General features: G+C 40.1%; 20 protein-coding genes, 1 tRNA gene and 4 pseudogenes. 10 read left to right on the top strand and 15 right to left on the bottom strand.

The features are described from left to right. Positions 1-9: 9 nt before the first annotated feature. The 3 genes from ACX27_RS06300 to pdhA all read right to left on the bottom strand — a co-directional run bounded on the left by ACX27_RS06300 (position 10) and on the right by pdhA (position 2,553). Positions 10-81 (bottom strand) — tRNA-Lys (locus ACX27_RS06300). Positions 82-143: 62 nt separating this feature from the next. Next, positions 144-1,013: an aldose epimerase family protein gene (locus ACX27_RS06305; RefSeq protein WP_062289809.1), complete on the bottom strand. Its 870-nt coding sequence runs from the start codon at positions 1,011-1,013 to the stop codon at positions 144-146. A gap of 505 nt (positions 1,014-1,518) precedes the next feature. Further along, on the bottom strand, positions 1,519-2,553 hold the full coding sequence (pdhA, locus tag ACX27_RS06315; protein WP_062289815.1) for a pyruvate dehydrogenase (acetyl-transferring) E1 component subunit alpha: 1,035 nt from the start codon (positions 2,551-2,553) through the stop codon (positions 1,519-1,521). A 774-nt stretch (positions 2,554-3,327) separates the two neighbouring features. Here pdhA and ACX27_RS06320 point away from each other — a divergent pair. Together ACX27_RS06320 and ACX27_RS06325 are read left to right on the top strand one after the other, a co-directional pair. Continuing rightward, on the top strand, positions 3,328-5,655 hold the full coding sequence (locus ACX27_RS06320) for an IMS domain-containing protein (RefSeq protein ID WP_062289818.1): 2,328 nt from the start codon (positions 3,328-3,330) through the stop codon (positions 5,653-5,655). 277 nt (positions 5,656-5,932) lie between these two features. Next, positions 5,933-6,253 (top strand): hypothetical protein, encoded by a 321-nt coding sequence (locus tag ACX27_RS06325; RefSeq protein ID WP_200929918.1) that lies wholly within the window; start codon positions 5,933-5,935, stop codon positions 6,251-6,253. Between the two features lie 58 nt (positions 6,254-6,311). Here the strand turns inward: ACX27_RS06325 and ACX27_RS06330 are convergent, their stop codons facing one another. Next, entirely contained in the window at positions 6,312-6,644 is a 333-nt protein-coding gene (locus tag ACX27_RS06330) for a DUF2103 domain-containing protein (RefSeq protein WP_062289823.1), read from the bottom strand. Positions 6,645-6,648: 4 nt separating this feature from the next. After that, positions 6,649-6,975 (bottom strand): ATP-dependent Clp protease adapter ClpS, encoded by a 327-nt coding sequence (gene clpS, locus ACX27_RS06335; protein WP_062289826.1) that lies wholly within the window; start codon positions 6,973-6,975, stop codon positions 6,649-6,651. Between the two features lie 531 nt (positions 6,976-7,506). Here clpS and ACX27_RS06340 point away from each other — a divergent pair. After that, a complete protein-coding gene (locus ACX27_RS06340) occupies positions 7,507-9,015 on the top strand; it encodes a UbiD family decarboxylase (RefSeq protein WP_062289829.1) in 1,509 nt (502 codons plus the stop codon). 460 nt (positions 9,016-9,475) lie between these two features. Here the strand turns inward: ACX27_RS06340 and ACX27_RS06345 are convergent. Beyond that, positions 9,476-10,353 (bottom strand): annotated as a pseudogene (locus ACX27_RS06345) (DUF4231 domain-containing protein). A gap of 254 nt (positions 10,354-10,607) precedes the next feature. Between ACX27_RS06345 and ACX27_RS06350 the strand changes: the two are divergent. The 4 genes and pseudogenes from ACX27_RS06350 to ACX27_RS06365 all read left to right on the top strand — a co-directional run bounded on the left by ACX27_RS06350 (position 10,608) and on the right by ACX27_RS06365 (position 13,575). Next, positions 10,608-11,150, top strand: coding sequence for a hypothetical protein (locus tag ACX27_RS06350; protein ID WP_062289831.1), 543 nt, complete (start codon positions 10,608-10,610; stop codon positions 11,148-11,150). Between the two features lie 70 nt (positions 11,151-11,220). After that, positions 11,221-11,760, top strand: a complete 540-nt coding sequence (locus ACX27_RS06355; protein ID WP_062289834.1) for an SH3 domain-containing protein — start codon at positions 11,221-11,223, stop codon at positions 11,758-11,760. A 95-nt stretch (positions 11,761-11,855) separates the two neighbouring features. Beyond that, positions 11,856-12,649: pseudogene (locus ACX27_RS06360) on the top strand (DUF4058 family protein). Between the two features lie 35 nt (positions 12,650-12,684). Further along, positions 12,685-13,575, top strand: coding sequence for a LysM peptidoglycan-binding domain-containing M23 family metallopeptidase (locus tag ACX27_RS06365; RefSeq protein WP_062289837.1), 891 nt, complete (start codon positions 12,685-12,687; stop codon positions 13,573-13,575). 10 nt (positions 13,576-13,585) lie between these two features. On the opposite strand, the pseudogene ACX27_RS06370 reads toward ACX27_RS06365, so the two are convergent. The 5 genes and pseudogenes from ACX27_RS06370 to ACX27_RS06385 all read right to left on the bottom strand — a co-directional run bounded on the left by ACX27_RS06370 (position 13,586) and on the right by ACX27_RS06385 (position 19,575). Further along, a pseudogene (locus tag ACX27_RS06370) lies at positions 13,586-14,622 on the bottom strand (cysteine hydrolase family protein). Beyond that, positions 14,570-14,737 carry a hypothetical protein gene (locus ACX27_RS32270; RefSeq protein ID WP_235526529.1) on the bottom strand — a complete coding sequence of 56 codons (168 nt, stop codon included), beginning with the start codon at positions 14,735-14,737 and terminating at the stop codon, positions 14,570-14,572. The pseudogene ACX27_RS06370 and the gene ACX27_RS32270 overlap by 53 nt, the downstream one beginning before the upstream one ends. Before the next feature lie 51 nt (positions 14,738-14,788). Beyond that, a complete protein-coding gene (locus ACX27_RS06375) occupies positions 14,789-16,801 on the bottom strand; it encodes an ATP-binding protein (RefSeq protein WP_083468680.1) in 2,013 nt (670 codons plus the stop codon). 143 nt (positions 16,802-16,944) lie between these two features. Further along, positions 16,945-18,651: a serine/threonine protein kinase gene (locus tag ACX27_RS06380; protein WP_062289843.1), complete on the bottom strand. Its 1,707-nt coding sequence runs from the start codon at positions 18,649-18,651 to the stop codon at positions 16,945-16,947. Positions 18,652-18,735: 84 nt separating this feature from the next. Next, positions 18,736-19,575 carry an alpha/beta fold hydrolase gene (locus tag ACX27_RS06385; RefSeq protein ID WP_200929919.1) on the bottom strand — a complete coding sequence of 280 codons (840 nt, stop codon included), beginning with the start codon at positions 19,573-19,575 and terminating at the stop codon, positions 18,736-18,738. 331 nt (positions 19,576-19,906) lie between these two features. Between ACX27_RS06385 and ACX27_RS06390 the strand changes: the two genes are divergently transcribed. The 3 genes and pseudogenes from ACX27_RS06390 (at position 19,907) to ACX27_RS06400 (ending at position 21,048) form a co-directional block, all read left to right on the top strand. Next, positions 19,907-20,206, top strand: a complete 300-nt coding sequence (locus tag ACX27_RS06390; protein ID WP_062289846.1) for an RNA recognition motif domain-containing protein — start codon at positions 19,907-19,909, stop codon at positions 20,204-20,206. Positions 20,207-20,353: 147 nt separating this feature from the next. After that, complete coding sequence (locus tag ACX27_RS06395; protein ID WP_062289849.1) at positions 20,354-20,659, top strand: P-II family nitrogen regulator; 306 nt, start codon at positions 20,354-20,356, stop codon at positions 20,657-20,659. Between the two features lie 124 nt (positions 20,660-20,783). Beyond that, positions 20,784-21,048, top strand: a pseudogene (locus ACX27_RS06400) (hypothetical protein). Positions 21,049-21,149: 101 nt separating this feature from the next. Here the strand turns inward: ACX27_RS06400 and infC are convergent. The 4 genes from infC to ACX27_RS06415 form a co-directional block, all read right to left on the bottom strand. Further along, on the bottom strand, positions 21,150-21,641 hold the full coding sequence (gene infC / locus ACX27_RS06405; RefSeq protein WP_083468681.1) for a translation initiation factor IF-3: 492 nt from the start codon (positions 21,639-21,641) through the stop codon (positions 21,150-21,152). A gap of 171 nt (positions 21,642-21,812) precedes the next feature. Beyond that, positions 21,813-22,016 (bottom strand): hypothetical protein, encoded by a 204-nt coding sequence (locus ACX27_RS33440; RefSeq protein ID WP_235526530.1) that lies wholly within the window; start codon positions 22,014-22,016, stop codon positions 21,813-21,815. A gap of 40 nt (positions 22,017-22,056) precedes the next feature. Beyond that, positions 22,057-22,239 carry a hypothetical protein gene (locus ACX27_RS33445; RefSeq protein ID WP_235526531.1) on the bottom strand — a complete coding sequence of 61 codons (183 nt, stop codon included), beginning with the start codon at positions 22,237-22,239 and terminating at the stop codon, positions 22,057-22,059. A gap of 195 nt (positions 22,240-22,434) precedes the next feature. Beyond that, positions 22,435-24,357, bottom strand: a complete 1,923-nt coding sequence (locus ACX27_RS06415; protein ID WP_062289854.1) for a serine/threonine-protein kinase — start codon at positions 24,355-24,357, stop codon at positions 22,435-22,437. Positions 24,358-24,415 lie beyond the last annotated feature (58 nt).

Here is a 24,415-nt window from a genome sequence, read left to right on the forward strand (position 1 = left end):
GAGTTTATATGGGTCGCCCGGGATTCGAACCCGGAACTAATCGGTTAAAAGCCGAGTACTCTACCGTTGAGTTAGCGACCCTTTCGCTTTGTTTGCAACTTTGCCATCATAGCACAAACACCAGTGGATTTGTAAAGGGGTTTTTAGAAAAAACTTGCCGTCAATCTAACAGATGCTTGATAGCTGGCTCCTGGCTCTACCACAGTCAAATTTTCGCCTGTGTTCAGAGAGTTGCGCGGCGCACTCCAAGGTTCCAGACAATAAAAGTCTTTGCCCTTGAGTGTCCAAAATACTACGATGGGATATTCATTGCCGTAATCTAAAGTCAATTTTAATTTACGACTATTATCGGTGACTGTAGCTGAATTAGCAGTTAGCTGCTTAAAGGCAACATCAATTTCATCCAAGTTGAAATCAAAATTCCCACCAAAGAATTTTCTCTCCTTAGTTCTCTGATCTTGATACTCACCAGCCGGAATAGCAAACTCTAGCTGGCTTTTATCTGGGGCTTGGAAGTACGGATGAAACCCAGTAGAAAAGGGTATTGGTGTTGCAGAAGAGTTATGCAGATGTTGTTGAATTTCCAGGGTATTCCCATTGATTTTGTAACTGAAACTCAAATGAAAATCAAAGGGATATACAGCTTTTGTTTGCTCGTTGCTGACCAGATGAACTTTGATGTAAGTTGTATTGTCTTCAGAGACTTCCTCAAGTTCCCAAGCCAAATCACGGGCAAAGCCATGCTGCTTGAGGGTATATTGCTGCCCGTTGTGAGTATAAGTGTTATCAGGTAAGTTACCGCAGATGGGAAACAATATGGGATTCCCGCCCCTAATGCTCAAATCAGGGTGAGTAAAGCGTTCTGCATCCAAGTAGAAAATTTCTTGACCTTGGACTTGCCAGCTAGTGATAATCCCACCACGTTCTGGAACCACTTCTATCTGATTACCAGTGGTTTCGTCAGCCAGAATATAAGTTTTGTATTGTCTTTGTTCAATAGTAATTTTAGACACAAGATGAGTCCTTAGAGGTTATAGGTTACAGGTAAGAGGTAAGAGGCTGAATATATATCTTTAGCCCCTAGTTTCTAGTACAAAAAGGCAAAAGTAAAAGGTGAGCCAGTGCGGTGGACAAGTTCCCCGGCATAAAGGAGACAGTGCCGTGGTGAAGCAGTCCGGTCTTGGGGGTTTCCCCCAGGAGGAACTGCTGAAAGGGTCTCCCGACTTGAGGCAAATGTCGTCAACTGGCGTTAGCGACGCAGGAGCGTCACTCGCAAGAGTCAAAAGGAAAAAGAAAGAATAGTGATACCACAAGCCTTTTAGCAATTTCTTATGGTCGGTTTATTTTTGCCGGACTGTACTAGCCTCTAGCCCCTAGTACAACGCGGCGGATAATTAAAGATACCATTTCAAGTTAGCGAAAAGCTTGTGATATAAGCTTTTTGACTTTTGACTTTTGACTTTTAACTTCCGCGTAGCGGTACTAGTCCCTCATTTCCCACTCCCTAGTCTCTGACAATTACTCGTCTTCTGCAAATATAAAGCGATACAATTCGCTAGGATCAGGTTCAGGACTGCTTTCGGCAAATTTCACAGCGTCGTCAATTAGGTCTTGAATCTTCTTGTCAATGGACTTGAGTTCTTCCTCAGTTGCCAAATTTTGTTCCACCATATAAGCAGCCAGTTTCTTAATTGGGTCACGGGAGAACCAAAACTCTTTCTCGGCTTTGCTGCGTAACTCGTCTGGGTCGGCTAGGGAGTGACCACGGAAGCGGTAAGTAAGGGCTTCGATTAATGTTGGCCCTTCTCCAGCACGGGCGCGGGCGACGGCTTCTTGGGCGACAGACCGGACTGCGAGTACATCCATTCCGTCTACTTCTACGCCCACCATGTTAAACACACTGGCTTTTTTATAAATTTCTGGGTCAGAGGTGGCGCGGTCATGTGCCATTCCAATTGCCCACTTATTATTTTCCACCACAAAAATAATTGGCAGTTTCCATAAGGCTGCCATATTCAAGGTTTCAAAAAATTGACCGTTGTTAGCTGCACCATCACCAAAAAAGCAGGCGGTTACTTGGTCGGCGTTGGGGTCGCCTAAAACTTCACGGCGATATTTGCTTTGAAAAGCTGCACCAGCCGCCACCGGAATGCCTTCAGCAACGAAAGCGTAACCACCTAATAAGTTATGTTCCGCAGAGAACATGTGCATGGAACCGCCACGTCCTTTGCTGCAACCTGTCTCTTTACCGAATAATTCGGCCATAACTTCTCTAGCTGGAACTCCCGCACTTAAGGCGTGAACGTGGTCGCGGTAAGTACTGCTAACGTAATCTTCTCCCGGACGCATTGCCTTGATAACGCCTGTCGAAACGGCTTCTTGACCGTTATATAGGTGGACAAAACCAAACATTTTGCCCCTATAGTACATTTCGGCGCATTTGTCTTCAAAAAAGCGTCCTAACACCATGTCTTCGTAAAGCATTAGGCCTTCTGCTTTGGTGATTTGGGCGCTGGCAGTATCAAATTTAGGTAACGTCCGTTCTTGAACCATTATTTTTTTAGTATCCCTGTTGTAAAACTGAAATTTACCATGTTAAATAGGCCTCTGTTTGGCCTGGTTGTGCTGAAGACAAAAACTAAAATTTTTGGCGCTAAGTAGGATAATTGGAATATAGAGGGAAAAAATAGGTGAATTTTGGAATTTATCGTCGCTATCTGCGACTTTTACACCCTAACTGCCATAAATGACCTTGAATGTTGCCCTCTGGCGTTTTACAATCCCAACTTCTGTACAGATGCTATCAATCAGGATAGCTTGGTTTCTGCATATCTATTAACAATTTTCCACAAATAAACACCGCAATTGAATTTAGCTTGCTAGATAGTTGTAACTCAAGGTCTAAGTATGGTAGCATTTTGTTCCTTGTAATTATCACGCATCTACCATTACAAGTATTACTACTATCACTTCAAAGCCAGGGCAAACACGTAAGTATAATGTCAAGCAGATAAACTTATTTATTTAGGTATGTCGATTATGATGAACGATCGCCAGAGAGTTTTGCAGTGTTTAATGGCTGATAGCAGTTATACACAAGGAAATACTAAGAATTAAAACAAAGTTTCCCTCTTGTCTAGGCGAAGTCAAATTAATAGTACTAAAATGTGTCTCAAAATTTTAGAGGGAACAAAATTAATTGTTGCAATATACACTTAATAGTGTAAGTCCGGCGCGGTGTTATTCACCGTAATATTGTGGCACGGTTTTACATACCTGGAATGCTCTAGGTGGATTATGTTGATCTCGGTGCAGGGGAAGTAGGCTGTGCGAATTCCGCTAGATTACTACCGAATTTTAGGACTACCGTTAGCGGCAAGTGAAGAACAATTGCGGCAAGCATATAGCGATCGCATTGTACAACTGCCACGACGGGAGTATTCTCAAGCAGCAATTTCTTCTCGTAAACAAATTATAGAAACAGCTTACGTGGTTTTATCAAATCCGAAAGAACGTAGCAGTTACGATCAGCTTTATCTGTCCCATGCTTATGATCCTGATGGCACAACTACTGCCACAGTCACCGCAGGCAACCGCACAGAAACTAGTCATGATCTTGATAGCCAAGGCCTGAGTATTGACGTTCCCCAACAGGAATTAGTTGGGGCGTTATTAATTTTGCAAGAGTTAGGGGAATACGAACAAGTCCTCAAACTCGGTAAAACATACCTTGCTAACCATAATGGTGTGGCCTCGGCCAAAATCGGCAATCATCCCATCGAGGAAGATTTTCTCGAAAGCAGCGAACATCCAGATATTGTCCTGACTGTGGCTTTGGCCTGCCTAGAATTGGGGCGGGAACAGTGGCAACAAGGCTATTACGAAAATGCCGCAGTTTCCTTAGAATCTGGGCTAGAAATGCTGGTGAGTGAAGGTATATTTACCAGCGTCCAGGCAGAAATTCAAGCTGACCTTTATAAATTACGTCCTTATCGGATTTTAGAATTACTACAGTTATCTTTAGATAAAACAGTAGAACGCCGCCAAGGCTTAGAATTATTGCAAAGCATCCTGGAAGATCGTGGTGGGATTGATGGCACTCTCAACGATCAATCGGGTTTGAGTATAGATGATTTCCTGCGATTTATTCAGCAAATACGCCACTATTTAACAGTCACAGAACAGCATAAGTTATTTGAAGCCGAAAGTAAGCGCCCATCGGCGGTGGCTACTTACTTAGCTGTTTATGCTTTGATTGCTAGAGGATTTGCCCAACGTCAACCCGCTTTAATTCGTCAAGCTAGGCAAATGCTACTGCATTTGGGTAAGCGTCAAGATGTGCATCTAGAACAGTCACTTTGTGCTTTGTTGTTGGGACAAACCGAAGAAGCAACCCGTGTTTTGGAAATGAGTCAGGAATACGAAGCTTTAGCTTTTATTCGGGAAAAATCCCAAGATTCTCCTGATTTATTACCGGGTTTGTGTTTGTATGGCGAACAGTGGTTACAAAATGAAGTGTTTCCCCATTTTCGGGATTTATCAAGACAGCCAGCCGCACTCAAAGATTACTTTGCCAACTCCCAAGTGCAGGCGTATTTAGAAGCATTACCCACAGATGCAGAAACTACCAACGAGTGGGGTTTCATTAATCGTCAACCTGTTAACGCACCGCCACCAAATCATCGTCAGCCAAATACGCCTGGGGTTTCTCGTTCAAATCAAGCTAAAATGCCAGATTTGGATTTACCAGAAACTCCCAACCATAAACGACCTGAATATTCTCAGGTGTCGCAGCCGAGAACGAATACCCCACCTGCACCAGCTATGGCTAGTCGCACCCCAACGCCAGAAATTCCTGCTGCGTCTTTTACTTCCCCAGACCGGACAAACAGCACAACAGGTCATTCTCTCAATGGTAAAGGTACTGGGTCTCATCCAACACCAAAGCGCAGACGGCGGAAGCCCACAAATCAACCTGTTAACCGAGAACATAGGTTAGATAATAACCGCGATCGCCGCCCCCGCCAACGCCGTCCTATCAGCAGTTTAGACCGCAAAACCAGATTAGTCTGGACAGTATTCGCTTCTTTAGCTGGGATATTAGTTTTCTGGTTAATAATTTCCACCACCTTTGGGTGGTTAAAAGATATCTTTGCCCCATCTCCAGGTTTACCAGAAAACCCCTTAGCAATCAAACTTAATCAACCACCCATAGAAATTCCTGATCCCTATAGTGAAGTAATGCCACCTGACGGCCCCCTCACAGATGCAATAGCCGAAGAAGTAATTCGGACTTGGCTGTCTACCAAAGCTTTAGCATTAGGGCCAAATCATGATGTTAACAGTTTAAATAACATTTTAACTGGTGCATCTTTATCTCAATGGCGATTAGTTGCCCAGCAAGATAAATTAGATAACCGCTATCGCAAATACGACCACAGCATCAAAATAGAATTTGTCAGTAAAAATGACCTAGACCCCAATCGAGCCGCCGTTTTAGCAACTGTTAAAGAAGCAACACAGTTTTATGAAAATGGTCTGAAGAGAAAGTCTTCTAACGAAAGTTTGCGAGTTCGTTATGATTTAATTCGGCGCGATGGTATGTGGCGTATTCAAAGTATGTATGTTGTGAATCAAATTACGATGAATTTTTAAAGTCTGAAGTGTGAAAGGGAGAAAGTTTGATTTTTGATAATTTCGTCTTTCAGCTCCTCAACTTCTTTGAGAAGTCGGGGAGCTTATTTCTCACAAATAATTCTGAACGCTACTTAAAGTTAAATAAATCTAAAAATAACTTGATAATACAGCTATGTTATTTGCAGTTTGTAACATTAACCGAATGACTTATTGCAGTTTGTAAATATTTTTTTGTAACTGCAAGGAATATTCCTTTAGACTGAATCTCAATTGCAAAGTATTGGGATCGAGGCAAATGCAGTCGATGAATTTTTTGTGTCATGAATTTGTAGTTGCGGTCTCCTTTGGTGCTTGTATTCTTGGTTTAGTGTTACTTTGGGACGGTAAGCAACCAAAAGATGACATAGAAGAAACAGAAAAGATTTTGTTTAGAATGAGTTTTTCTTACTGGCTGGTATATTGTGTTGCTTTTGCCCTAGAAAAAGTCATTTTACCCGATTGGGAATCTGTTGTGATGTCTTTAAAAATCACTACAGCTTTGTCATATTTTTTAACATTTTCTTGTATTCTGAGTTTGCCGCTACACAAATTTGCAGTGCATCGAGTTGAAGAATAGCGCAGAGAAAGTATGAAGCGTTAAATAAATCAACTAGACAAGAACAAACTAATAACTGTTAAGTTGATTTATGTTTCATGGCGATCGCGATCGCTGTTTGTAGTTCATCCTGAACTAAACTAGTCAGGATGAACACCTCTTGCACTGTTTTACCTTGTCTAGCGATAACTTTGTAACCCCCGCGAATTGGGACAGATATACGTAATTGCATTTTGGAGCTATGACCTTTGACCCTTCCAATTACGCCTGGGGTAATGGTGTGAATGCCTTCTTGCAAGCAGAGAGTTTCTAAAATGGGAATAAGACCGGGAAGATGGGTAGAGTGATTCCAAACTAGTCTGCCATCTTTGCGGTTATTTGCTTTTTGCGAGTTTGTGGTAGATTTATCCATGATCTTAAGCCGCTTCTAGGGGAGCCATTGTTAAACCGGCTCGGCGCAGCTGTTGGTGATATAATTCTGCTGGTTCTTGCGGCCCTACCCAAACGATCGCTTGTCCTTCATAATGTACTTGATTCGTTAAATCCCAAGCGCGATCGCTAGTCATATTCGGGATATACTTCATCAAGCACTCAGCGACGTGTTGAAAAGTATTGAAATCATCGTTCAACACAATCACCTTGTAATTGGGATATTGTTTGCGAATAGTTTGACTAGACCGTTCAGGAGCAATAGTTGGTGCTGTACCCATCCCGTAAACAGCTGCTGAAAGTCTTGTAAGCATAAAACAGTCGGCTACCTGGATTTTACAAAACTACATTATAAGTAAATAGTTTAGTCCATAGAAAGTCTGAAGTATGAAGTCTGAAGTGTGAAACGTTGTGTTTTCGGCTTTTGACCAATGACCAAAAATAGGTAAACCCAGCAGGAAGCACATCACAGACAACCTGCTAGGAGGAAAAAATCTATTCTCGCCATGTTTGAAGGGTAGAGCTTATTTAAAATCAATAATGCCTATCCTTAGTTAGAATAACCACATTGCTTGTACAACAGGGTTAAGAAAAGTCAATCAATTAGTTAACGCTTTGCAAAAGGGAACCGTGAGATTTATCGTCAACGGGAAATGCTGAATAGCCAAAAAGCAACAGATCATTTCGTCCTAAGTACTCACACAAACTTAATTACACACATTCTTTTTCTGTTCCCTGTTCCCCATTCCCTACTGCCCCAATAATGGCAAGATCATAAAGCGAACAATAGCTCATAATATTAAACAGACGCTTCATACTTCTTAACTATTTGCTTTATTAAAACAATGGCGAGAGATTTGCGGGGATTCATCAAAATTTTAGAAGAAAGAGGACAATTACGGCGAATTTCTGCCTTGGTTGACCCAGAATTAGAAATTGCAGAGATTTCTAACCAAATGCTGCAAAAAGGCGGGCCGGGCTTGTTGTTTGAGAATGTCAAAGGTGCTTCCTTCCCCGTGGCGGTGAACTTGCTGGGGACTGTGGAAAGAATATGCTGGGCGATGAATATGCAGCATCCCCAAGAGTTAGAAACCTTGGGTAAAAAGCTGAGTATGCTACAACAGCCAAAACCGCCGAAGAAAATTTCCCAGGCGATAGATTTTGGAAAAGTGCTGTTTGATGTTCTCAAAGCCAAACCAGGGAGAGACTTTTTTCCTGCTTGTCAGCAAGTAGTTATTCAAGGCGATGATTTAGATTTAAATACTTTACCCTTAATTCGTCCTTATCCTGATGATGCTGGCAAGATTATCACACTGGGGTTAGTAATTACCAAAGATTGTGAAACAGGTACGCCGAATGTTGGTGTATATCGCTTGCAATTGCAATCAAAAAATACCATGACTGTTCACTGGCTATCAGTGCGGGGTGGGGCGAGGCACTTACGGAAAGCAGCAGAACGTGGGAAGAAATTAGAAGTAGCGATCGCCCTTGGTGTAGATCCATTAATTATCATGGCAGCTGCTACACCCATCCCAGTCGATTTATCTGAGTGGTTATTTGCTGGGTTGTATGGCGGTTCTGGTGTGCAGTTGGCAAAGTGTAAAACAGTAGATTTAGAAGTTCCGGCTGATTCTGAATTTGTGTTAGAAGGAACAATTACCCCAGGGGAAGTTTTACCAGACGGGCCTTTTGGCGACCACATGGGTTATTACGGCGGTGTGGAAGACTCGCCCTTAATTCGCTTTCAGTGTATGACCCACCGCAAAGACCCGATTTATTTAACAACATTTAGCGGTCGTCCACCCAAAGAAGAAGCGATGATGGCGATCGCACTCAATCGTATATATACCCCAATTCTGCGCCAACAAGTCACAGAAATTGTCGATTTTTTCCTACCAATGGAAGCTTTGAGTTACAAAGCCGCAATTATTTCCATTGATAAAGCCTATCCCGGACAAGCACGCCGCGCCGCCTTAGCCTTTTGGAGTGCGTTACCTCAATTTACATACACCAAATTTGTGATTGTCGTCGATAAAGATATCAATATCCGCGACCCTCGGCAAGTAGTTTGGGCTATTAGTTCTAAAGTTGACCCCACCCGCGACGTGTTTATTTTGCCAAATACACCCTTTGACACCTTAGATTTCGCCAGTGAAAAAATTGGTTTAGGTGGACGGATGGGAATTGATGCAACCACCAAAATTCCCCCAGAAACCGAACATGAATGGGGCGCACCACTAGAATCTGATCCTGATGTCGCCGCAATGGTAGAACGAAGATGGGCAGAATATGGTTTAGCAGATTTGCAGTTAGGCGAAGTTGACCCCAACTTGTTTGGTTATGACATGAAATAATATCAGGGCTTACGCTTTTTGTGAAGAATGGGTGTAAGGGTTTTAAATCAGCACATCCCTATACGCCTTCATCCGTAACCAAACCATTGATTTTTCTTCTCACGGCGTAAGCCTTAAAGATATCTGTATGAGACTGACACAGCTAATTTAGGGCAATAACTGAAATTCCATCCGCGTCCATCTGCGTTTATCTGCGGTTAATTTTATAGCAACCCTACCTGAGTTGTGAAAAAATATTCTTTTTAACGAACCGCAAAGGACGCATAGACGCGATAGCGGCTTCCCGCAGGGTAGGACACAAAGAAGGAGAAGAAAGAGAATTTCACAAATGATTTAGGGTTGCTATATCTAAACTGTCCAATAGGTTAATGCAGATTCCAGACATAAAAAAAGGGTGTGTTGCACTATGCGACAACACACCCTTTTTTCTGTTGCATTATTGCGACCTAGACCTACTAAATTAAATATCTTCCCGTGATTCAGAATTATTTGTATTAGTTTGTTCTGTCTCTTTTTTCTCTTGTTGGACTTCACTAGCTTGTTGTACTTGTTGAAGATGAATATTATTCACCTGCACAATAAATTGTTCAATAGCTTGGCTGGCTTTTTGTTGCTGCTGACTGCTATCAGATGCGTCATAACAACGATAAGCTGGGGTTACACCCAAAATAAATTTTTCTTGTTCAGCCTCTAATAATTCTAAAGTTGTATTAGCCGCCACCCAATTTTTTTTGAAAAGGAAATGAAGTGACAATACTAGCCACTATGGAAGCAACTGCTGGACAAATCACAGGTAGCCATTTCAGCCAAGCTTGACCAACTTCTAGTTTATCCACTAAAACTAAAATTGGAGTCACACCTGATAAAATAACTGTAGATATTTGCAGAACATAGTAAAGATTTCTCGAAAGATTACGAGCTTTTTTATAATCATCAATTAAATCCTGACAATATTGTAAAGCTTTTTCTCTGGCAGGAATAATTGAATTACTGTCCAACAACAAGTTATTGTTGCCTAGCAAATAACTATAAATTTCGGCTTTTTTTGTCAAATAACTACGGTTGGCAACATTTTGTGAATCTTGAAATAATTGCCTGTTAAATAAGAATAAAAAAAGTCAAAATTGTTAAAGCGATCGCTCCAATAATGACAAAATTTTCGTTCTTTGCATAAACAGTTAGTACAATACCACAGCAGACAAAAGCAGCAGCCAACAAATATTCCAATAGTTTTAAGATAAATAAATTTTTCCTGTTGGCTATGAGAGATAAATCTAAACTGCGGGAACTTTCCCTTAGTGGTTGCTGTTCAAAGCTAGAAATGTCGGAAGTAATCATGATTGTGTATGCGCTGGATTAACCTGTAAAATCAAATACTTTTATATCAGCTAGAGAAATACTCGGACAGCCGAAAATACTTGTAAATTTAGACTTTCAGAGAAAATATTTCTCTAGAACTGATGCAAATAAAGTGCTTTAAAACACTTTCTGCGTCAGAATTTAGTATGTTATAACACAGCAATTATCCTTGCTGACAAACAGTACAATTGCACTTGTCAAATCTTGCTGAGGGAGGTAGTTGAAATATTCAAATGAAAAAAATTATCTTAATTACGGCATTAACTAGCTTATTTTCACTGGCGTTGACAGCTAACCAAGGCTTGATTTTGGCACAGTCTCCACAAATAGCACAAACCCAAGGTGCAATCATCCCTGTGGCGAAAGTCGGACTGGGCAAAATTCGTCCGGGAATGCCGGAACAACAAGTACGTCGCATTCTAGGAAAACCCACCAGCACTAAAACCGAATTTAGTCCTGGAGTTGGCGACAATATTCGTACCCTGGAATATCCTAATATTTCTTTATCTTTAGTGCCTTATGTCAACAAACCGAAAAACTTCTTTGTTTATCACTTTGTTACCCGTAGTTCTAAATTTCTCACTCCCACGGGTGTAAAAGTTGGCGATACCCAATCTCAGATCATCAAGGCTTACGGAAAGCCATATATATCAAAAGAAGGCAACGTCACTTTTTTAGTATATGGGGTTGGTAGTCAAGATAGTGCCGCCGCATTGACATTTCGTATAGAAGCTGGCAAAGTCACAGAAATTCAGTACAGTGAACAGCTAGTCTAACTTTTAACGGTGGAGATAGAGGTTTAATTGCTATAAATAAGACAGATTTTTTAGCAAATATCAAGTCAGTATGAATAAAAATATCAATCAGTCCCTGACAAAGCTAGTAATTACATTAGGACTCACAAGTATAAGTATATTTGTAAATACTGGTATATCCGAGCAAATTGTTTTCGCAAAATCAATTAATGTTAAAAAATGTGATATTTATGCTTTTGTTACTGATCCAGATCCACAAGGTTTAAATGTGCGGAGTGGTATAAGTCTGCGTCACAAAATTTTAGGACAAGTACCAATTAACGAAACAGTTGAGATTGTTGCAGCTACTCAAAATTGGGTACAAATTACAAATGCTAGTGCTGGTTTTGCAGGAAAAGGATGGGTATCTGTAGGAAAATTGGGTTTATCCACCCGTGGTTATGGTACTAATGGCGTGAATCTCTACGCTAATGCTCATCAACACAGCCGAAAAATCGGCAAAATCCCGGCTGCGACGACGGTAAAATTATTAGGCTGTCAAGGAGATTGGGCGCAAGTAGAATATCAAGGTATCAAGGGTTGGTTAACTAGAGAAGATCAGTGTGGTGCAGCCTTAACCACTTGTTCGTAATATTGTCGGGAGTGGAGCAGTTACCATAAAAATTAGGAATCATAGTCTAATAAAATTGAGCTTGAGGTAAATAAATGCCTTCTCCATTCCCAGGAATGAACCCCTATTTAGAACATCCTGATTTATGGCCGGGAATACATGGCAGAATTATAGTAGCGATCGCAGATTTTTTGGCTCCTCAGTTACGTCCTAAATATTTTGTAGCGATTGAAGAAAGAGTTTATCAAACTAATGATGATAATAGACTTTTAGTAGGTATTCCTGATGTAGTAGTACAACCACAATCAACCGAAATCAATCCTCAAAATTATAATGTCGCCGTAGCTGCACCTACTAGCAAACCCAAAGCTGTCACAGTTCCCTTACCAATAGCTGTAAAGAAAGATATTTAGAAGTACGAAATGTAGAAACTAAAGAAGTAGTCACAGTAATTGAAATCATATCCCCAAAAAATAAGCGCACAGGTGAAGGACGCAACGCATACGACAATAAAAGGCAGCGAGTTTTAGGAAGTGCAACTAATTTGGTAGAAATAGACTTGTTGCGTACTGGAGAACCAATGTTAGTTTTTGGTGATGATGTACAAAGCGATTACCGAATTTTAATCAGTCGTGCTAAAAATCGTCCCCAAGCTGATTTATACGCTTTTAACTTACAAGATGTTATTCCCTCTTTTCCTTTACCTCTAAAAACAGAGGAAAATGAACCTTTAATTAAACTACAAAATCTATTAGACGAAATTTACAAAAGGGGTAGTTACGATTTAGTCATAGATTACAATCAAGCACCCTTCCCACCATTATCAGAGGCAGATGCAGCTTGGGCAAATGAAATGTTACAAACCCAAGGATTACGCTCAATCACCCACAGTCCAGAAATCCCCAATTAAAATTTAAAGTTAGGGTTTCTCTGAAATTTAGACTCATGACATTTTCTGCTCGTTTGCTTTTGCTTTGTAGCTTAGTTAGTACGTTGGGACTAGCATCAGCACTGCCAAACTTAGAAATAGCTAATGCACAAACCGCCAACTGTCCTACTCCGGCTTTAAATCGCTTTCAACGTCATAAAGTGGCGCGTGGCGAAACTTTAGAAAGCATCGCCCAAAGCTACAATCTCGCGCCTGAAACGCTGATTGTCATGAACCCAAATGTGAATAATGGCCGTGTGAGTGTGGGTAGTGAACTGCAAATACCACCTTATAACGGAATTGTGGTGGAAGTTCCGACTGGACAAAGTTGGCGAGAGGTAGCAGCAAAATATAAGGTTCGTCCTGATGCGCTGTTTGAAATTAATGGTTGTCAAGCAAATCCAAAAATTGTCTTTGTTCCTGGGTTAAATTGGTTGCCAAATCCACCACAGACAACATCTGTGATACCAACAAATTCTAATACACCAACTCGTGCATCTATTAGCGGCTATCCTTTAGAGCAAGCTGCAACTGTGGGGTTGGGTTATGGTTGGCAAATTAATCCTCGCAATCAAGAAGTGTTTTTTCACAGTGGTGTGGATTTGTTAGCAACTGTGGGTACTCCTGTAGAGGCGATCGCACCTGGTACTGTAGTATTTGCTCAAGACCAAGGTAGTTACGGACAATTGGTAATTATTAACCACAGTGCTGGATTGCAAAGCCGCTATGCTCATCTTGCTACTATCAAGGTTAAGGTCAATCAGCAAGTTAAAACAGGTGATCTATTAGGTACGGTGGGGACGACTGGGGAACCAGCTAGTAAAGAACCACATCTTCATTTTGAAATGCGTTCTAGTTCATCCCAAGGATGGGTAGCGCAAGATCCAAAGAGTTATTTGAAGAAGTGAAGATTCTGAGTTAGATGAAATTTGTAATCAGTTCAGTTGTTTTCACAATGTGCATTCCAGCTTCAGCAAATCTTGCAAAAGCTGCGTCTGCTTGTTCGGTATAGTCTACAACACCAGGAACTACAACCGGAGAAGAGGAATCTTCTAAAAGATAAACTTTTTTTTGCCAGGGTAGCATCTACCCGTTTAATTTCTGTTAATAAATCATCAATTGTCCAAGCAACACAATGGCTTTTAGCTTGACCACCAATAATCACAACATCAAATTCTAAAAGTTGCTTAATTAGTTTCATATTCTTGTGGGCAAGGGGAGATTGATCAAAGCCAATCAAAACTTCAGGACGTAATATGGAATAATTTTCTGTTAAAGCATTCTCACCTTTGAGTTCAAATTGAGTCTGACTTTGCCTCGCAATACAATGAAAAAATATTGCCTCTTCCACCGCCGAAACTAAAGCATGACCAATGCCACCCAAAATAGAATGGTAAGGCCAAACAATTAACGGATATTTACCATCTTGACTAAGCTGTTTAACGTAGTGGTAAGCTTGTTTTTCTAATAATTCATAGTTGCCGTGAGTGATGCTATGGGCAACTGCGGGGTTAACTTGCCAAACACCTTGTTCAATGTCGGCGGGAGTTATATTAGTTGCGGCTGGTGTTGGATGTTGTCCTTGAGAATTCACCCAAAAAATTGGGTGAAAAAATTTGCATTGCTGTATGTGTATCTAGGGTAGGAATGATTGTGGTAATTGTGGCTAAATTGCGATAGATAAATTCACATAATCTTTGATTATCTTCTACAGATGCATTGCCAGATTTACCACCGACAAATAATTCAAATCCGGGAATACAAAAGGTATTTTGGACATCAATTAATAGGAGGCAAATGCGAGTTTTATCGTCAGATGATGGTGAAATATGATGTTGCTTTGCCCAGGTTTCGGCAGCGGTGGCACATTCTTGGTAGGGTACACGCCAAACTTCGCCGACTTTATCCGGCTTGAAGTGCGGCGGAATTGGTAGTGTATGTGGAATTGTATTCATAGTTGAGCCTGTGGTAGTTGCTGGCGATCGCATTTCTGCTGTGATAGCCGAATCTTGTCAGAAAGTCAACCAAGACGAATGCTGTTTGAGTTTTAAAATCCTTGACACCCCACACCCTTACACCCCTACACCCATTCCCCATAAACAATCTTTGTGCGTCAGCCTATTAATATGAAATTGGCAAAGTGAAATAAAACGTACTACCTTCACCAAGAATGCTGCTTGCCCAAATACTACCACCATGTTGTTTGACAATATTTTGACAAATTGCCAAGCCGAGGCCTGTTCCGCCTTTAGCACGCGCATCCGAGACATCAACTTGTTCAAAACGTTCAAATATTGTATCTAGTTTATCGCTGGGAATACCTCTACCTTGGTCTTGGACTTGAAATAGTACCCAGTCGGCTTGCGGTTGGGCTGATAAAGTAATGACTGAGTTGCGGGGAGAAAATTTGATGGCGTTACTCAATAAATTCGTCAGGGTTTGGATAATTAAATCAGGATCAGCCCAGACGCAAGCAGTGGTGGGTTGAACAGCAATTGTAACGGCGGCTGCTAGGGCGATAGGCTGTACTTCACCGACGGCGCGTTGCATTAAATCAGCCGCATTGCAGACTTGTTTGATCAGTTGGACTCGCCCAGAAGATAAACGCTCCAAGTCTAAAATATCATTGACCAAACGCACCAGGCGATCGCTATTTCTCGAAGCCTGCTGAATCATCCGTTTGGCTTTTTCTGGTTTATCATCATAAATCCCAGTATTCAACAGCCCTAAAAATCCTTGAATAGCTGTGAGTGGAGTCCGCAGTTCATGACTCACAATCGAAATAAACTCATTTTTTATCTGTTCAATAGCTTGCTGTTCAGTCACATCTTGGATTTGTAGAACATAGTAGAGTGGTTGATTTTGGAAATCTTGTACCAACGATAAACTCGTTAGCCCCCAAGCAATACGTCCGCCATAACACAAGTAACGTAACTGCGCTTGAAAACTGCGATTTTCATTACTCAAAACTTGCTCTATACCTTGTCTTAACTGATGCACATCCTCTGGGTAAATTGAGTCAAACACACTCAAGCTAAAAAACTCGAACTCAGAGTAGCCCAGCATTTCACCTAACATCGGATTAATTTGCAACCAGCGTTGATCTAATCCCAACAGCGCCATTCCAATGGGAGCATTATAAAACGCTAAACGAAATCGCTCTTCACTCTCACGCAAAGCTAACTCGGCTTGTTTGAAGTCAGTAATATCTAGTACCACTCCATACCAAGCAACTTCACCATTTTCGCGGCGTTCTGGGCGGGAGTTTGCACGTACCCATTTCATCTTGCCAGAGGGAGTAATAATCCGCCATTCGTGAGCAAAGGGTTCTAGGGTTTTGAGACTTTGAATAGTTAGCTGATTATAAAGCAGCAAATCATCAGGATGTACTTGCTGATATGTCAGTAAAGCATCCGCTAAAACTTGTTGGGGTGATAATTCTTGAATTTCTGCCACCCCGGAACTGATATATTCATAACGCATTTCATTCGTATCTGGATAATAAGCCAAGATATAAATCTGTGCAGGTGAAGCAGCCGCAATTTTTTGAAACCGCGCTTCACTTTCGACTAAGGCTGCTTCTGCAAATTTACGCTCATCAATTTCTTGTTGTAATTTTTGGTTAACTTTTACTAATTGGGCAGTTCTTTTTTGAACACGGTGTTCTAGTTCCTCTTGTAGTCGCCTGAGTTGATTTTCCACTTCTAAACGTTCGGCAATTTGCGCTTGTAATGCCTTGTTTGCTTCGCTTAATTGCAGTGGGCTAGGTAAGGCCAGTGCTTGTGGTACTAAAGGTACAAGTTCTATAGCGGTAAATAATGACACAAAAGCCGTTGCTGCTTTGAGGATACCTGATAGCCAATAGGTAGGATGCCACAGTGTCCAAATTTCAGCGATGTGGGTTGTACCGCAAAAAATAATAAAAGCCGCAAATAACAAAAATATCCAATAAAAAGGTAAATCTTGCCGCTTGCGAACAAAGTAGAACAAAGTCAAAGGAATCGAATAGTAAGCTAGGGCAATCATGGCATCAGAAATTATATGCAGCCACACTAGCCTAGGTTGCCATAAGTAACAGTGACCATGAGGAATAAATGAACCGTCGCTAAATAAATGTATTATCAAGTCGTGCATATCACACAAACCTAATACCTTGTTGAATTTTAGATTTTGAAATCATTTACTAGATATAGCAATCCTAAGTGTTATACAAACATCTCTCTACCTTGTCTTCCTTGTCTCTTTTGTTCATTTTTCAAATAGGACTGCTATATAACCTACCACTTATTGGCTGCTCTACCTTTAATCCATATAGGTTGGGGAATAGTTATAAATTTATCAACTGCTCCCAAGGAATAATCATCTAATTTAAAATCGGCAAAGGGCTGATTGATTAACCGATATCTGAGAGCTTCATCGACAATTACGCCTTTAGATTTCTTGCGTACCCCAATAATGATGATACTGCTTTGATAATCCGTTATATCTTGATTAGATGGACATTTACCGCGCTGAAATTGCCCAAGATTTAATAAGCGATAACCTTTCACACTGGATGTATTTTTAAATAATTTTTGGGATAATAATTGAATTTGCTTGGCACGTTCGAGAGCGAGACGCTGGGCAACGTCTAAATTACCTTCACAAGTTGCTGTACCCACAGAAATAATTTCTGTAGGGTATTCCATAATTTTCTGAATACTTTCTTGTTCAAGATTTAACTTTAAAAAATCAACACTTACAACTTGGTTATTGTATTGAATTTGAAAATTACTATTTAATAGCCATTTATATTCTGTTGATAAAATAGCAATGCTGAATTCTGCGGTTTTACCTTGACTATCTCTGCCTTCTTTATAGCCAAAAAACTCGATTTTACCTTTTGTTTCAGGAGCTTGAGTTTGGGTGATGAGGGCAGAAATTTTAGGCGATCGCATTCCCCATGCCATAACACCAATTAAACCTAATGACACCACAAATGCTGCTAAGAATGCGAACAAAGGCAGTTTTTCTCCTATTTCTGTTTTGATAATACTAGGAGAAAAGTGTTTTTCTTGCAGATTACTAGTTAAATTCAATTTAACGTGCTGTTGTTCAATTTCGCCTAACTGCTGCAAGATTTCTTGAGCATTCTTGGGTCTGTCTGTAATCTTAGTTGCCATTAACCAGTCAACTAAATCTAATAACCCTGGTGAGACGTGAGAGGCAAAATTTCGCCATTGCAGCAAATTTTTCCGAGCATCATACATATCTAAAGGATGCCGCCCTGTTAATAAAAAGGCAAAAGTGCGTCCCAAGGCAAAAAAATCTGATTGCGGTACAGCTTGACCTTGCATTTGTTCTAATGCACCATAACCTGATGAAATAATTGATGTCATTTCACCACTATGATTAAATTGAGCCAGATATTGCTTGCTGACTTCTTTGGATGTGCTGAAGTCAACTAAAACTAATTGTCCGTTAGACCGCAGTTTAATGTGAGATGGTTTAATATCTTTATGCAGATATTTTTTGCTATGTACCAAGTTTAAAATTTCGGCTAATTGTTGCAACCAGGCAATAGCTTGGGTTTGCGAAATTGGACGATATTGCTGTTGATTCATCCACTGTTCTAGATCACAGCCGTCGATTTTTTCCGTCGCCGTGCAGTGTAATATTAAACCATCGCGCGTTTGATATTGAAAATAACCATCAATTTTGGGAATTCCGGGATGATGCAACTGTCCTAATACAGCAGCTTCTTGTTGAAAAATCTTGATTGCTGCATCATTTGACAGATCCTCTCGCAGTACTTTGAGGATTTTTGACGTATCTTTTGTGTGTGCTTCATAGACTTTGCCAAAGCCAGCTTTGTCACTCAACAAGCGAATGACACGGTAACGCCCCGGTAATTCTAACGGAGAACCACAACTTTGACAGAAGCGGTGTTTATCGTTATTTTGATTGTTCGATTTGGGACAAACTGGATTTATACAAAGGCTCATGGGAAGTCAGAAGTCAGAAGCCACAAGTCAAAAGTCAAAAGTCCAGAAATTTTGACAAATGACTAATGACTAATGACAAATTACTCATTTACACTCTGCTAAAAAAGCAGCCACAGTCCGGTTAAATGAGTCAGGTTCAGTCAGAAAAGGCCAATGATTTCCCGGAACTTGACACAGGCGCAAGTTTTTCAGATTGGTTTTGTAGGGTTTTAATTGCCATTCTTGGCGGTTGAGACCTTTATCTGACTTGACGAACAAAGCGGGTGTATCGATGGGGCGGGTAAAGCCTGGTACGCGCATCACATCTTCAAAAATGCCATCACGGGCGGCTATGGTGAACTTACTACCCCAACTACCATTCGGTTTTTGTTCGATTCCGGCTTGGAATACCTGCTGTTGTAGTTCGTTCCAACCTTGATATTGGTTTAATTGTCGGGCGAGTTGTTCGGCTTCTGCATAACTAGTAAATGGCCCCATCCCTTTGAGAAAGGATAAAAAGCGGTACAAGAGGGGAAAGGTCGCTTTTAAGAATTCGGGCATTTTCCAGATGAAAATCGGGTCAACCAAGACCATACTCTGCACTCGCTGGGGATTTTGTCTAGCCCAGATTACAGCTAATTTACCAGTCCAGGAGTGACTTACTATATGGGCGGAAGACCATCCTAATTTATCCATGAGGGCTTCGAGGTCAGCGATCGCACTTTCAAAGCTATAATCTTTTTCTGGCTTGCTGCTTTCACCATGACCCCGCATATCTGGCGCAACGATATGGTAATCTGCCGCTAAATATGCGCCCAAGCTAGACCATACAAGCGCATGGTCGCCTAAACCATGTAATAACAGCAAAGGTTCTTGACCTTGATTCCACTCTAAGTAAGAAAGTTGAATATCCGATTTAACTAAAATTTGTCGTGTAGGGATCATCGTCAACCTACCTTTGGAGAGATAGCTTTGCGATTATATAGTACTGTGAAAAGCTCTACATACCAAAGATCAGCCTGGATAGTTACGTAAACCTAGCCGTCCTCAGCACCAAATTTCATCACCTATACGGAGTCATCCATTGTTTACATAACTTTATATAACGCTTTTAGCAACCTACACCCGATAATTGCTTGCTATGTCATACTAGGAAGTGAGAGTTAATTCGGCGACCGCGTTTGTTTTTATTATTGACAGGCATTTTCCTTTTGGTATTTACAGACTTTTCTCCGAAACCTAAATCTCTACACATCTATGATTTCGGAGACAATCTATGTCAGTTTATGTAGGCAATCTTTCTTATGAAGTTACAGAAGACAGTCTGAGTGCAGTTTTTGCAGAATATGGCTCAGTCAAGCGTATCCAGTTACCTACAGACCGTGAAACAGGTCGGATGCGCGGTTTTGGTTTTGTGGAAATGGGTACAGATGCTGAAGAAACGGCAGCTATTGAAGCCCTTGATGGCGCTGAATGGATGGGACGCGACCTAAAAGTAAACAAAGCTAAACCAAAAGAAGACAGAGGTTCATTTGGTGGTGGTCGTGGGGGCTACGGTGGACGGAACCGCTACTAAGGCTTGATCAAATTAGCTCTTTCAGCTAACCCATTAATCCAGCATCCGAATTGCATTTAGTACCGGCTTAGGCAGAAATGCTTAAGCCTTTTTAATACAAAATCTGGACTGGAAAATCAGCTAAAATCTAATTTCTGGAGTTTTCGTATGTCAAACTCAACCCCTCCCGTTGAGCCTGCTGTTTTAGTCACCATTATTGGCGAAACTGTACTCAAAGACAGAATTGTTAAGTTGCTAAAAAATTACAATGTTAGCGGCTATACTATTAGTCAAGTCCAGGGTGAAGGCGGTCATGGAAGACGCTTGGGAGACTTAGCTGGGTACAACACTAATATTGAAATCAAGACCATAGTTTCATTAGAAACATCAGATGCAATCTTATGTGTCCTCAAAGAAGAGCAAGGTAAGCACGCTTTGATTGCTTTTCGCCACAATATAGAAGGCTTTTATTGATTAAATGTTTCTCAAGGAAAGTGATAGGTAATTCACAACCTTGATATGACTAGCTTGAATATTAGATAACTAATTGTCATGCTCAGTACCATTACAGAATAAATAGTTGCCAGGTGTATCAAGTATGGAAACTACTGAAAATTTAATTCCCGAATTTGAAAAATTATTTAGACAAAAATTACAACTAAATAATTGTAAGCTCAGAAAAAAAAAGGCAAGAGAATAATTATGAAATAATTACTCCGGCTAAAGATATTTTTTTGATGTACTGGAGTAACTTCCCAGAAATTAAGTTGGTATATCAGGCGGTAGGAATACGTACACAGCAAACTGTAGTTTACGAGCGAGCAATTCGCGCTCATATTGATTTTTGTCTGAGTAGCATCTAAGCAAGTAAGATGATGAGTACTGCATCAGCAAGCTAAACACAAGACAATTCAGCGTTCTCCCGGTCTTAATATAGTAGAAAGAACGCTGAATATATTTTAATTTAAGCAGGCATAATTTGAACAATCAGTGCGCGTTTATCAAGCGACTGGACTTTACCAGCTTGACCCAAATCATTGACAATGCGGTCTAGCATATCCCCAGCCTGCTGACGATATTGATTTTCTCGACCTCTTAAACGAATCGCAAATTTTACTGAATCGCCTTTACTTAACCACTGAAGTGCTTGATTAATACGCAAATTATAATCACCCGCACCAACATTAGGACGGAACCGAACTTCTTTTACAGTAGGTCTAGCACTTGAACCTTGGCGTTTCTTCTTTTGATACTGAAGTTTGCCATAATTAAGAATCTTTGCTACTGGAGTATCTTCGTTTTGGGAGACTATCACTAAGTCAAGCTCAACACTCTCCGCTAACTTGAGTGCTTCAGAAGTGGCTATCAAACCACGATTATTATTTTCATGGTCAATCAAGAAGACTTGAGGTGACTTGATTTGCGAGTTAATTAGCTGCTTTTGAACTACGATAATTTTTTCCTCTCAATTATTCAACGCTTTGCCTTGCAAGTATTACTAAGGTAACACAAGTACTATCTATACTTCTTCAGCCATCTGGCATAAAATACTTAGTGTTTATTGCCTCACTGCAACTGCCCAAGATACTATCATTATTTTGTACATTTGCGCTGCTAGAATCTTAGTTTATTGCGGCAAGTTATCTGTGTTGAGTTCTCCAGTAACATCTACTGTACCTGAATCCTTGACATCGCTGCTTAATACTTCTTTAGTAAAATATTTTAAAGTCGAAGCTAAAGCTAATTGAGCAGCTACTTGATAAGCAAGTTCTTGAGAAATTTCTGGTTGTTGATTTAATAATAACTCAACAAAGCTTTCAAAATCACGCATTACGGAATATCTATGTAATGCCGCTTTTTTATCGATAAGATTAAATTTTTTCATCAATTTTATCTTTAGCTTCTTTTTCTGCTTCTTCAATCGAATTAGCAAATCCACTGTTATGACATAGTTCGCCATAAATCTTATAGTAATAAGCTTTGCGGCTTAATGCTTCTTCTGCAATGATGATTGAATGAAATTTGTATTCAATTTTGTAACTATTGGGTTCCATAAATAAATATATAATTTTACATAATTACCGAAACATTGTTTGCAAGCTATAATTTTAGGTTCTTGTTAATAAACAGAAGTTTTATGCAAAAATTTATATCTCATCTTTAAGATTAACATGAGATTTAATAACTTTGCAGAATATATTTATTCAACTTTATTTAATTATTTACTGTTGAGTTTTTTAATCAATATTTTATCGCTGCATTCGCCAAATTTTGATACTTTTGTCACTACTACCACTAATTAAAGTTTGGGAATCAGGACTAAAAACTACAGAATAAACAGTGGTGGTATGACCTGTCAGTGTCTTAATTAATTTACCATCATTTAAATTCCATAGTTTAATTGTTGTATCACCGCTACCACTAGCTAAAGTTTTACCATCTGGGCTAATGGCGACAGCAAAAACTTCGGCATTGTGGCCTGTTAGTGTCCGAATTAATTCACCTGTTGTTAAATTCCAAATTTTAATCGTTTTATCATTACTACTACTCACTAAAGTCTGCCCATCTCTACTAATAGCTAAAGCAATTACAGCATCATCATGACCAGGAATTGTCCGAATTAATTCTCCTGTGGTTAAATTCCAAATTTTAATCGTTTTATCATTACTACCACTAACTAATGTTTTGCTATCAGGAGTAATTGCTAATGACATTACAGAACTAGTATGGCTGGTAAGCGTATTAATTAACTGACCAGTTTTTAAGTTCCACAACTTGATAGTTTTATCTCCACTACCACTAATTAAAGTTTGCCCATTGGGTGTAATGGCTATCGACCAAACTGCGCCTTGATGCCCTTTAAGTGTATGAATTAACTGCTCAGTTGCAAAATTCCAAATTTTAATTGTCTGGTCATTACTACTACTGGCTAAAATTTGTTCATCTGGACTAATAGCTACAGCAATTACACCACTGTTATGAGCAGATATTTCCCGAATTAAGCTGTTGTCTGTTAAATTCCAAAATTTGATGGATTTGTCACTACTACCACTGACTAGAGTTTTACCATCTTGAGTAATTGCTAGGGTTTTAACGTAGTTATTGTGAGCGTTAAGAGTTTTATCTAGTTGCAGATGCTCGATTTTATTATGATGTAGGAATGATAGTTTTGGTAATTGAGATAAACCATAACTCAACACTCCGCCAAGAAATAAGAGAGTGGCAAAAGTGATGATTCTAGGAAATCTAGAAGTCTGGGTGGTTTTGGGTACGGTTGCCTGTTCTAGTTGGATTAACTGCTGTAAAATATTTTCAGCAGTCTGTGGTCGATCTGCGGCTTTTCTCGCCATCAAGTTATCTAATAAATCGGCAAATTTGGGTGACACATCGGCAGATGAACGCCAGTTTAAAATATCTTCACGGGCGTTGTAAAATCTCAGTGGATATTGTGCCGTTAGTAAATAAACAAAAGTCCTGCCTATGGCGAAGAAATCTGATTGGGGTACAGCTTGACCACTGGCTTGTTCTGGTGCAGTATACCCGGCTGAAAATACGGCTGTAATGCGATTACCTTCACCTAATTTGGCTAAATAAGTATGGGTGGCATCTCTCGCAGTGCCGAAATCAATTAAAACTAATTGGCCATTATTTCTTACCATGATATTGGCTGGTTTGATATCACGATGAAACCAGCCTCGGCTATGGACTATATTTAAGATTTCTGCTAGTTGCTTTAACCAGGCGATCGCTTGTTTTTCCGAAATCGGCTGATAACTTTGTTGTTGTAACCATTCTTCTAAATTGACACCATCAATTTTCTCCATGACTAAACAATGGAGTTTGAATCCATCGCTAGTTTGATATTGAAAATAACCGTCAATCTTGGGGATTCCCGGATGATTTAATTGGCTTAGAACGTTCACCTCTTTCTGAAAGAGTTCCACCGCTTTGGAGTGGTCGTTGAGGTGTTCTTTTAAGACTTTGAGAATTTTGGGCGTATTTCTGGTGTAGACTTCATAGATTTTGCCAAAGCTAGTTTTATCACTTAACAGGCGCATAACCCGATAGTGGTCTTCTAAAAGTATTTGGGAACCACAACTTTGACAAAAGCGGTGATGATCATTATTCGGGTTTTCTGGATTAGAACAAAAAGGGTTGATGCACAGGCTCATATCAAGCTACAGGCAGAATGTATCAGTAGTATACGTTGTGTTGAGTTTAGAGTCATTT

This window comes from Nostoc piscinale CENA21 (assembly GCF_001298445.1).
GTDB lineage: Bacteria > Cyanobacteriota > Cyanobacteriia > Cyanobacteriales > Nostocaceae > Nostoc_B > Nostoc_B piscinale_A.